Below are 9,739 nucleotides of genomic sequence, written 5' to 3' on the forward strand. Positions count from 1 at the left end.
CACCGGTGGAGCTCGATACCAGCGACGAAAACCGGGGGCTCAATGCTCTGAGTGCAGAAGCGCGCTATCTGGAAAACGAACAGCAGGAAATGCGCCAGCGCCAGGCCGAAACCGTGCGCCCGGCCACGGTGCCAGAAAACACCCCGCCGCCCGCACCGCCGAACCTGATCCCCATACGCGATCTGTGATCCGGCCCGCTGTCATCCGGCCTCGCAAAGGGAGGCCGACCGGGGCTCAGCCCTGATCCGCCGCCCGCAGACACTGGGCGAAACCGGCGCTGAGCTCCGCTAACCAGGGCAAGTATTCCTGTTGTGACGAATCACGGCCCAGCGGATCCAGGGGCTGGACATAACAATCCGGGCACAGGCGCTTGAGCAAGCCGACCCGGGCCTCCGGTTCCTGCACCGCGCAACGCACCTGCTGATCCCGAACCTGCCCTGCCAGGGTGACAAAACGCCGGCTGCCCGGCCCCGCATCCAGCTGTTCCGACACCACCAAGGGTTCCGCCAGCCCCAGGCTCTCGCTCAGGTAACCCCAGGGTTGGTGATAGCTCAGCCAGGGCACCCGGGCCAACGGCGCCAGCCGCTCGCGCTCCGCCTGCAACTGATTTTCGGCCGCCTGCTGCCACTGCTGCGGCTGACCCGGCCGCAACCCCGCCGGGAAACGCTGACCCACCGCCCCCGCCAATAACACCATGTTGTCCACGGACAGCCACAGGTGCGGGTCGGTGATGGCGTCATGGCTGGCGTGCGCATCGTGGTCGTGGTGATGATCGTGTCCACCATCACGACGGCGCACTCCTTCCAGGGTCAGCAAGGCCACCGACGACCCCTGGCGACGGGCCACCAGCGGTGCCAGCGGCGCCTCCACCCCGGCCCCCAGCCACACCATCAGGTCCGCCTGCTGAACCGCCAACACCTGCCGGGGGGAGAACGCCAGCTGGTGCGGATTCTGATTGGCTTGCAACAGGGTCGTTACCGTGACGCTATCGCCGTACAGGCTGCGCAGCACCTTGGCCAGCGGCTCCACACTGGCCACCACGGTCTGGCTCCAGACAGGAGAGCAAAGCAAAAGCAAAGTTGTTAACCAGAGACGACGCATGGGGTTCCTCATGTACGGCCAGACAGGAAGGAGCAAGTTGAAAGTTCAAAGTTCAAAAACGCGGGATGGCAGCGGTGCCAACCATCAAACCTTCGTGGTCGCGATTTCCTTACCCAAAAGCGGATCGTTAGGGCCGTGCGGCGCGGCTGAAGCGGCTGCCGTGTGGCACCGGGCATAACCCGCGCTTTTGAACTTTAAACCTTGAACTTTCAACTCGCTCTCCGCCTTCAGTGCAGGCGAAAGAGCGGCAGTATATCATTGCGCCTTTGTACTTCGGGCCCTTTCTTATGTCAGAACCTCTGGTCACGGTGCAGTCGGTGTCTGTAACCCTCGGCGGCAATGCGGTGCTGTCTGACGTCAGCCTGACCCTGGCGCCCGGCCGCATTACCACCCTGATCGGACCCAACGGGGCCGGCAAGAGCACCCTGGCGCGGCTGGTGCTGGGACTGGTGCAACCGGATAGCCACAATGGCAACACCAGCGGCACCATCAACCGCCGCAAGGGCCTGCGGGTGGGCTACATGCCCCAGCACATCAAGATTGATGACAGCCTGCCACTCACCGTGGATCGTTTTTTGTGGCTGGCCGCGCCGGGACCCACGGCCTCCCGCCGGGCCGCACTGGAGCGGGCCGGGGTGGCCCATCTGCGCCGGCGCGGCGTGCAGCAGTTGTCCGGCGGCGAGATGCAGCGGGTACTCCTGGCCCGGGCCTTGCTGCGCAAGCCGGACCTGCTGGTGCTGGATGAACCCGCCCAGGGGGTGGACGTGGCCGGGCAGAATGCCCTCTATGGCTTGCTCAAAACCGTCCGCGACGAGCTCGGCTGCGCGATTTTGCTGATTTCCCACGATCTGCATCTGGTGATGGCCGCCACCGACGAGGTGATCTGCCTGCAGCGCCACGTCTGCTGCTCCGGCAGCCCGGAATCGGTGAGCCGGGACCCGGCCTACCACGAGCTGTTCGGCCCCGGCGCCGGCACCCCGAACCTGGCCCTGTACACCCACGATCATGATCACGACCATGATCTGCACGGCAATGCCACCCATTCCCACGAGCACAGCCACACGCATCACCACGACCACGACGGGCCCTGCAACCATGATTGAACTTTTACTGCCGCCGCTGCTGGCCGGGCTCGCCGTGGCTCTGGTATCCGGCCCCATGGGCGCCTTTGTGGTGTGGCGACGCATGGCCTTCTTCGGCGACACCCTGGCCCACGGCGCCCTGCTGGGCGCCGCGCTGGGGCTGGCGCTGGATATCAGCCTGTACGTGGCGGTGGTGGCCGTGTGTCTGGGCCTGGCCGCGGCGCTGAGTGCCTTGCAACGGCAACGGCAGCTGGCCGGTGACACCCTGCTGGGCATTGTCGCCCACACCACCCTGGCGTTGGGGGTTATTGCCATTAGCCTGCAAACCGGCATCCAGGTGGATCTGTTCGCCTATCTGTTCGGGGATCTGCTGGCCGTGGGCTGGCAGGACGTGATCGGCCTGTGGGTGGGCGCCATCGTCATCTTGCTGCTGATGCTGTGGCAGTGGCGGGCGCTGCTGAGCATTACCGTCAACGAAGAGCTGGCCCAGGTAGAAGGCATCGCCGTACAGCGCACCCGATTATTGCTGATGCTGTTGCTGGCCCTGCTGATTGCCGGCGCTATTCGTACCGTGGGCGTGCTGCTGATCACCTCGTTACTGGTGATTCCCGCTGCCAGCGCCCGCCGGCTGACCCACACCCCGGCGCAGATGGCTGCGGTGGCCAGCGTGTTGGGCACCGGGTCGGTGCTGGCCGGGCTGGCGGTGAGCTGGTTCGCCAATACCCCGGTGGGGCCGTCTATCGTGGTGGCCGCCAGCAGTTTGTTTGTGCTGACGCTGCTACGGCGGAGTTCATGAGTATTCTTATGTAGGAGTACCTCTTGAGGTGCGAACCCGAGCCTTGGCGAGGCGATCATGTTGATTGGCTGTCAGCCATGTTTCTGAAACCTGTCGAGCCCTGAGACTCCTGATCGCCCTACGGGCCATTTCCGCGTTTGCACGCGGTTCGCGCCTCAAGAGGCACTCCTACAGCGGCTCCGTAGACAGATTGTAGAAGTGACCCGAATGAATCTGACCCTTAACCAACGCATCTGGATGCTGGCCTGGCCGTTGTTGCTGTCGAACCTGACCGCGCCACTGCTGGGGCTGGTGGATACGGCGGTGGTGGGGCACCTGGCGCACCCGCGCTACCTGGCGGCGGTGGCGCTGGGCAGCAACTTCTTCATGTTCCTGTATTTCTCCTTCAACTTCCTGCGCATGGGCACCACCGGGTTTGCCTCGCAGGCGCGGGGCGGGGAACGGGACACCCGGGTGGTGTTACTGCGTGGCTTGTTGTTATCCACGTTGCTCGGGCTCGGCCTGATTCTGTTGTCACCACTGCTGCGTGATACCGGCCTGTGGTTACTGGGAGGCAGTGACGCCGTGCAACACCTGGCGCAGGATTACATCAATATCCGCATTCTTGGCGCCCCCGCCGCGCTGGCCAACTTTGCCCTGATCGGCTTCGCCATCGGCACCCACAACACCCGCGTCCCTTTAAAAATGACCGTGCTGATGCACAGCACCAATGCGCTGCTGGATGTGCTGCTGGTGCAGGTCTGGCATCTGGATGTGCGCGGCGTGGCTATCGCCAGCGCCTGTGCCGAATATGTGGGCCTGGCCGGCGGGCTGTTCTGGCTGCGCGCTGCCCTGCGCCCACCTGCCAACCGGGAAACCCTGTGGCAGCCGTCGGCGATTCTGGCCTTGATGGCGGTAAACCGGGATATCTTTATCCGCAGCCTGGCGCTACTCACCTGTTTCTTTTTCTTCACCGCCCAGGGCGCCCGGCTTGGTGATGCGACGCTGGCGGCCAACGCCGTGCTGATTACCTTTCTGTTATTGCTGAGCAACCTGCTGGATGGCTTTGCCAATGCCGCCGAGGCGCTGGTTGGCGAGGCCCATGGCCAGCAGGACCCGCGGGCCTTCCGGGCAGCCGTGCAGGCGACCGGGCGCTGGACTGTGGCCTGCGCCGTGTTGGCGCTGCTGGCTTTTGCCCTGGGAGGCGCACCACTGATTCACCTGCTGACCGACCTGCCTTCGATCCGCGACACCGCCGTCACTTACCTGCCCTGGATGCTATTACTGCCACTTACCGCCAGCGCCGGGTTCTGGCTGGATGGCATTTTTGTGGGCGCCACCTGGGGCGCTGCCATGCGCAACACCATGCTGGCGTCGGTGGTCATGTTCTTCTTGCTCTGGCTGTGCACCCGCAGCTGGGGAAACCATGGCTTGTGGTTAACCATGAATGGCTTCATGGCCACCCGTGGCGCCTTCATGGGCTGGGTGCTGTGGCGCCGGCGCGTCAATCCGGGTCATTAATATCGCGATGGTCCCGGCCAGGCTTGTTCTGGTACATGCGCCGGTCAGCGGAACGCAACAACACATCCGCGTCTTCAAAATGTTCAGGGCCGGTCTGCACCACTCCCATGCTGACGCTGACCTCCGGCAACCGCTCGGCCAGTAACCGCCGTATGCGCTGGCAATACGCGAGCTCAGCCTGCTCCTCGGTGCTATTGGCCAGCACCACACAAAACTCATCGCCGCCGTAGCGCACGCAGGTGTCTTCCCCCCTGGCGGTTTCCTGCAGCACCTTGCCGAGCTCGGTCAGCACCCGGTCACCGTAGGCATGGCCGCGCAGATCATTGATCCCCTTGAAATCGTCCACGTCCACGAAAATCAGGGCCACCGGCTCCTTGCGGCGCTGCGCCGCTTTCAGCGTACGATGCAGCGCTTCCAGCAGATAGCGGCGGGTTGTCAGGCCAGTGAGGGCATCGGTGCGTAGCTGGCCATTGCGCATGGCCACCGTTTCTTCCAGCGCCTTGGCATACTCTTCGGTGCGATTCTTCACCGCCTCGATTTCCGATACCAGGCTCAAGATGTAGGTTTCAAATACCAGGGTGACATCAAAATAGATCAGCTTGTCCAGCGCCAGTAACGCCCGGTCGCGCTCGGCACTGGTCCCCATGGCATCGGTAATATTCTTTACCAGCAGGCTGTGCAGCAGATACACCGCGGACAGGTAGAATTTTGGCTCCACACCAATGCGCTTGTGCACCAGGCCGATACGCAAGCGGTTGTTGGTGTATTCCAGATCGTAAACGCCGGCAAACAGATCCATGATGTAGCGGCGCTGGGCGTTCTCCAGCCGCTCCAGGGTGTCGGCATCGCCGATCAGGGAGGCAATATCCGGGTTGCTGGTCTGGATGCCGTAGAAGGTTTCCACGATATCATCCAGACGGTTTTCCACATGGGTGCGACACTGCAGTAGCGCGGCCACATCCTGATTATCGAACTCCAGCAGACGCTTGCGCCCATCGATTTCCATCTCGGTGATGCGCATCTGCTCGAGCAACGTTTTCATGGTTGAATGCATGCCTTTCCCCTCCGGCCTCAGCAGGCCCCCCTGGCCCATGCAAACTCGCGAGTCCGCTTAATCATACCCCCCGGCATAAAGATCGCCATAGCCCCAAACGAGGTAGCATCACCAAGAGAGACCAACGGTCAGAGCCGGGAAGCTGAACGGGAATCGGAAAGCAGAGATTGGCAGAAAGGGAAAAGAAGAGGGAATAGCCAGGCCGGGCAGGAAACTGCCCGGCCCCGGCAGAATCAGCGTTTCAGGGCACCATCACGGTCGAGCTTGCCGACTACGCTCTTGGCGTAACCTTCCGCACCGCTTTTCAGGTTATAGGGGTTCATGCTGCGGGACTGGGCCTGCCACACCGGCTTTTCTGTCTCGACGTTATAAAGCTGGGTCTGCAGGTAGTAATCAGTGGCATTCTGGTAGTAGCCGGGCTGGTATACCGCGCTGTAGCTGTAACCCACATAGGGGCCGTAACCCAGGTACATGGGCGCCGATGCCATGGGCAGGTAATCCACCGTGGGCGGCATGTATTCGTCACGCTCCTGGCTCTTCAACAGCGTGATCACCATGACGCCATCGGAGCCGCTCTCTTTCACCGCCTGCTCCACCTTGCTGCGAAAATCCGCCGCCTGCTGGTTAGCGGCGGGCAGGGTGGCGCTAGCCAGGGTAGCCTCCACATTGCGCTTGGCCAGACTCTTCTTCACTTGCTGTTCCACCGCCGCAGAGGCCACTGCATTTTCTGACAACACCAGCACATACAGGTGCGCAAAGCTCGGCCGAGCTTCGCCGGTTTTGGTTTGCCAGGTGGAATTGGTTTCGGTGGTAGTGGCGCAGGCCGCCAGCAACAGGGCCGCACAGAAAGCAAAGGCACGTTGAACCATCTGCATGGGTAATCCTTCGATATGCAGAGTAAAGTGCTGACAGAGTAAGGCGTTTTACGCGCAGAGGCCACAGCGATCACCAAGAAGAAAGGTCTTTCCTCTGTGCTCTCTGTGGCCTCTGTGGTTAATCCGGTTGTGGTTTTGAGCGTCCGGCGTCAGGCGTCCAGCGGCGAAGCCTACTTTTTGCCACCGGGCATGATGAATTTCATCAGGGTCATAAACCACATCAACTGACCAGGATCACCTTCGATCTTGATATCACCGGCCTGCATGCCTTCCATAAAGGCCATCTGGTTCTTGCCCGCCTGTTGCAGAGTGGCAAAAGCGTAGCTGGCGTTCTTGAAGTTCAGGGTCACGGTGGGCTCACTGTGAATGCCGGCCTTGGATACCACCTTGCCGGGCATAAAATGAAAACTGCGCGCCGGCTTGCCCGCGAAAGTCCGCCACTGCATCACCACATTGCGGTTCTCCAGTTGCTTTTGAAAGCCAGCGTTACGCGACGCCAGCCAGCGCAGCCGCCAACCGAGCACCAGCAAAACCAGTGAAAACTTCATGGGCCGTCCTTAATCAAATCAGCAACACGCCACATGCTACACGCACCACCGGTGTGATACGTGAAGCCTGTTGCGTCCCTACGGCATGACTGCCGGCAGTTCCTTGTTGAGCTTCATCTTCTCTTTCACCGCTTCACCGGTGAGGGCGTAGCCCAGCAGGCTGCCGTCCTTGCCACGGAACAGGGCTTGTACGGTGTTGCCATCCGCTTCCACTTCCCAATCGCCTTCGCTGCCGTCCGCAGCAGGGCAGACCACCACCGGGCACGCCGGGGTCTTGATGGTCACCGGCATGACGCCGTAGCTGACTTCAGTGGTATCGCCGGCCAGGGTTTTCGCCAGGGCACGGGCGGAGGCCATCAGCGGCAGGACGTAGGGCAGCACATGACCCTGTACTTCGGCGCAGTCACCCAGCGCATAGATGTCGTCCGCGCTGGTACGCAAGGTCTTGTCGGTGAGGATGCCACGGTTGGTGTCCAGGCCGGCTTCCTTGGCCATGCCAATACGCGGGCGCAGGCCGATGGCCGAGAGCACCACGTCGGACTCCAGTTTGCTGCCGTCGGACAGCTCGGTGACCAGTTGACCGTTTTCGCCGTGGTGTACCGCCTTGGCCAGCGGGCCAAAATGGAACTGCACCCCCAGCTCCGCCAGGCCACGGCCCACGGCTTCGGAGGCCTGCTCCGGCAACAGCAACGGCAGGCAGCGCCCCATGGGCTCGACCAGGGACACCTGAAAACCACCGTTGGACAGGTCATTGGCGAATTCACAGCCGATCAGGCCGCCACCGAGGATGGTCACGGTTTTCTTGCCGTCCACCGCCGCGCGGAATTTGCCGTAGTCCATCAAGTCATTGACGGAGAACACCTCACCCACCGCGTCGCCTTCCAGCGGCGGGGTCCAGGTGTCGGCGCCCAGTGCCAGTACCAGCTTGCTGTAGTCCAGGTGATCATCGGGCAGCAGCACGCGCTTGTTGGCGGCATCAATGCCAGCCACATGCACGCCGGTGCGCACGTCCACATTGAATTGCTCGGCCACTTTTTCCGGGGTGGCCATGCACAGGTCATCGGCGGTTTTTTCCTTGGTGAAACCGGCAGACAGCATGGGCTTGGAGTAGTTGCGGCCGTCGTCAGCGGTGAGCATGACGATGGGCGTTTCCTTGTCCAGCTTGCGGAATTCCTTGACGGTGTTGAAGCCGGCCAGGCCGGTACCAATGATGACAATAGGGTGCATGAGCAATCCTTAACGATTAATGGACGGGCGGTGTGACTGACGCAGTGGCCTAGATTTCCACCATTTCGAAGTCTTCCTTGCCCACGCCGCAATCGGGGCAGACCCAATCTTCCGGCACGTCGTCCCAGGCGGTGCCCGGCTCGATACCCTCGTCGGGCAGACCTTCGGCTTCGTCATAGATGAAACCGCACACTACACATTCCCACTTCTTCATCGTGAACCTCATCGGTAAAAGTGAGCACTTGCTCACTACGCTACATACAGGGTGTTTCTCGGGGGGCGTTAACCTATCGGCGTGCGGCGCAAAAATCAATGACAGCGAGGACTGTCATATTAGGACGCACAGGCCGCATTCGCCCTGCCTGCCGGGACATTCGGCCACCGCTTGCTCTGCCGCAGGACATGGGCCATAGTCCTGCCGCCCGCGAAAGTACGCGATATTCTGAGAGAGCCATGCTGCCTGCCGCCCTGCATCCTGACAGCCTTTGGCGCCCGCTGGAACAGCTGGTGCTGCCCCCGGTCATTCGTGACTGGATGGCCGACCCGGACTCCCTGACCCGGCGTCTCAAGCGTCACGGCCACTTCAGTGTGGTGCCCGGCTTGCATGCCATCACCTTTCCGCGGGCCGACGAACGGCAGCTGCTGGCGCTGCCCGTGCGTCGCGCCGCCCTGATCCGCGAAGTCACCCTGCACCTGGACGGCACCCCGGTGGTGGCGGCGCGCAGCGTCCTGCCCTTGACCAGCCTGGCCGGCGCCAACCGCTCACTGGGCCACATGGGCAGCCGCTCCCTGGGCCTGGAGCTATACAACCGCCCGGTATGCCAGCGTGATCAGGTGTGGGCACGACTGGCCTCACCGGGCCAGAATCACCCGGTGTGCTGGGGCCGCCAGTCGTGCTTTATCAAACGCGGCGCGCCCTTGCTGGTGGCGGAATACTTCCTGCCGGCGTTGTGGGAGAAGGTATTTGCAACCGTCCCCGCTGGTACAGAATCACTGTAGGAGATTCTATGTTGTCCACCCCAGTCTTCATGAGGCAGGGGCCGGCTGATAGTCGGTGCCATTTTTCATAAGCGCGAAGGCGATGCGAACGAGTTTGCGCGCCAGGATGACCAGCGCCTGAATGGTTGCCAGCCCCCGGTCCAGATAAGCCTGATAGACCCCAGCCCAACGCTTGCTCCGGCGAGCGACCATGGCCGCGCAGTAAAGCAGCCTGCGAGCTTCTGAGTCCCCTTTCTTCGTCAGTTTTCGCTTGCCGGTTTTGGTGCCTGAGTCTCTCACGTGAACGTCCATCCCCAGGAAGGCCACGAAGGCATCACTGTTCCTGAAGTCGCCCCTTAAGAAGGCCATGACCAGAGCGTAGGCGGTCAGATCGCCCACGCCCTCCAGGGCCTTGCACCGTTGCACCTGTTCGCTGAGCCCAGCGTCTCTTACCGTGTCGCGAAGGTGTTTCTGGATCTGTGCATCCAGCGTGTTGATCTGAGAGATCAACCTCTTCAAGCCCGCTTTGAGTAGCGGCTCTGCACCCAGGCTTTGCTGGATAATGGTTCGCGCCTTGA

11 protein-coding genes and 1 pseudogene are annotated in these 9,739 nt (G+C 62.1%); 5 read left to right on the forward strand and 7 right to left on the reverse strand.

Annotated features, from left to right (window positions below):
* A pseudogene (locus A3754_RS27710) lies at window positions 1-188 on the forward strand (hypothetical protein); the annotation flags it as partial.
* A gap of 46 nt (window positions 189-234) precedes the next feature.
* On the opposite strand, the gene A3754_RS12895 reads toward A3754_RS27710, so the two are convergent.
* Window positions 235-1,041 carry a metal ABC transporter substrate-binding protein gene (locus A3754_RS12895; RefSeq protein WP_231880616.1) on the reverse strand — a complete coding sequence of 269 codons (807 nt, stop codon included), beginning with the start codon at window positions 1,039-1,041 and terminating at the stop codon, window positions 235-237.
* Between the two features lie 347 nt (window positions 1,042-1,388).
* Between A3754_RS12895 and znuC the strand changes: the two genes are divergently transcribed.
* From znuC to A3754_RS12910, 3 genes are all read left to right on the forward strand, one after another.
* Window positions 1,389-2,204: a zinc ABC transporter ATP-binding protein ZnuC gene (znuC, locus tag A3754_RS12900; protein WP_063520025.1), complete on the forward strand. Its 816-nt coding sequence runs from the start codon at window positions 1,389-1,391 to the stop codon at window positions 2,202-2,204.
* Window positions 2,197-2,979, forward strand: a complete 783-nt coding sequence (gene znuB / locus A3754_RS12905) for a zinc ABC transporter permease subunit ZnuB (protein ID WP_063520018.1) — start codon at window positions 2,197-2,199, stop codon at window positions 2,977-2,979. Before znuC ends, znuB begins: the two co-directional genes overlap by 8 nt.
* A 207-nt stretch (window positions 2,980-3,186) precedes the next feature.
* Complete coding sequence (locus A3754_RS12910; RefSeq protein ID WP_063520019.1) at window positions 3,187-4,479, forward strand: MATE family efflux transporter; 1,293 nt, start codon at window positions 3,187-3,189, stop codon at window positions 4,477-4,479.
* On the opposite strand, the gene A3754_RS12915 is transcribed toward A3754_RS12910, so the two are convergent.
* The 5 genes from A3754_RS12915 to rd all read right to left on the reverse strand — a co-directional run bounded on the left by A3754_RS12915 (window position 4,463) and on the right by rd (window position 8,397).
* Window positions 4,463-5,533 carry a GGDEF domain-containing protein gene (locus A3754_RS12915; protein WP_063520020.1) on the reverse strand — a complete coding sequence of 357 codons (1,071 nt, stop codon included), beginning with the start codon at window positions 5,531-5,533 and terminating at the stop codon, window positions 4,463-4,465. The genes A3754_RS12910 and A3754_RS12915 overlap by 17 nt on opposite strands.
* A 233-nt stretch (window positions 5,534-5,766) precedes the next feature.
* Window positions 5,767-6,408, reverse strand: a complete 642-nt coding sequence (locus tag A3754_RS12920) for a hypothetical protein (protein ID WP_063520021.1) — start codon at window positions 6,406-6,408, stop codon at window positions 5,767-5,769.
* Window positions 6,409-6,578: 170 nt separating this feature from the next.
* A complete protein-coding gene (locus A3754_RS12925) occupies window positions 6,579-6,956 on the reverse strand; it encodes a hypothetical protein (protein ID WP_063520022.1) in 378 nt (125 codons plus the stop codon).
* A 78-nt stretch (window positions 6,957-7,034) separates the two neighbouring features.
* Window positions 7,035-8,183 (reverse strand): NAD(P)/FAD-dependent oxidoreductase, encoded by a 1,149-nt coding sequence (locus A3754_RS12930; RefSeq protein ID WP_063520023.1) that lies wholly within the window; start codon window positions 8,181-8,183, stop codon window positions 7,035-7,037.
* Between the two features lie 49 nt (window positions 8,184-8,232).
* Window positions 8,233-8,397 (reverse strand): rubredoxin, encoded by a 165-nt coding sequence (rd, locus tag A3754_RS12935; RefSeq protein WP_007149887.1) that lies wholly within the window; start codon window positions 8,395-8,397, stop codon window positions 8,233-8,235.
* A gap of 239 nt (window positions 8,398-8,636) precedes the next feature.
* Between rd and A3754_RS12940 the strand changes: the two genes are divergently transcribed.
* A complete protein-coding gene (locus A3754_RS12940) occupies window positions 8,637-9,182 on the forward strand; it encodes a chorismate lyase (RefSeq protein WP_063520024.1) in 546 nt (181 codons plus the stop codon).
* Between the two features lie 27 nt (window positions 9,183-9,209).
* On the opposite strand, the gene A3754_RS12945 is transcribed toward A3754_RS12940, so the two are convergent.
* A partial coding sequence (locus A3754_RS12945; RefSeq protein WP_156496977.1) for a transposase occupies window positions 9,210-9,739 on the reverse strand: 530 nt, incomplete at its 5' end.

The organism is Alcanivorax sp. HI0083, from assembly GCF_001635175.1.

What these genes read in the sequence shown, in the direction of transcription:
- rd (WP_007149887.1), bottom strand. Translation starts at nt 8,397, where the DNA reads ATGAAGAAGTGGGAATGTGTAGTGTGCGGTTTCATCTATGACGAAGCC.
- A3754_RS12940 (WP_063520024.1), top strand. Translation starts at nt 8,637, where the DNA reads ATGCTGCCTGCCGCCCTGCATCCTGACAGCCTTTGGCGCCCGCTGGAA.
- znuC (WP_063520025.1), top strand. Translation starts at nt 1,389, where the DNA reads ATGTCAGAACCTCTGGTCACGGTGCAGTCGGTGTCTGTAACCCTCGGC.
- A3754_RS12920 (WP_063520021.1), bottom strand. Translation starts at nt 6,408, where the DNA reads ATGCAGATGGTTCAACGTGCCTTTGCTTTCTGTGCGGCCCTGTTGCTG.
- A3754_RS12930 (WP_063520023.1), bottom strand. Translation starts at nt 8,183, where the DNA reads ATGCACCCTATTGTCATCATTGGTACCGGCCTGGCCGGCTTCAACACC.
- A3754_RS12915 (WP_063520020.1), bottom strand. Translation starts at nt 5,533, where the DNA reads ATGCATTCAACCATGAAAACGTTGCTCGAGCAGATGCGCATCACCGAG.
- A3754_RS12925 (WP_063520022.1), bottom strand. Translation starts at nt 6,956, where the DNA reads ATGAAGTTTTCACTGGTTTTGCTGGTGCTCGGTTGGCGGCTGCGCTGG.
- znuB (WP_063520018.1), top strand. Translation starts at nt 2,197, where the DNA reads ATGATTGAACTTTTACTGCCGCCGCTGCTGGCCGGGCTCGCCGTGGCT.
- A3754_RS12910 (WP_063520019.1), top strand. Translation starts at nt 3,187, where the DNA reads ATGAATCTGACCCTTAACCAACGCATCTGGATGCTGGCCTGGCCGTTG.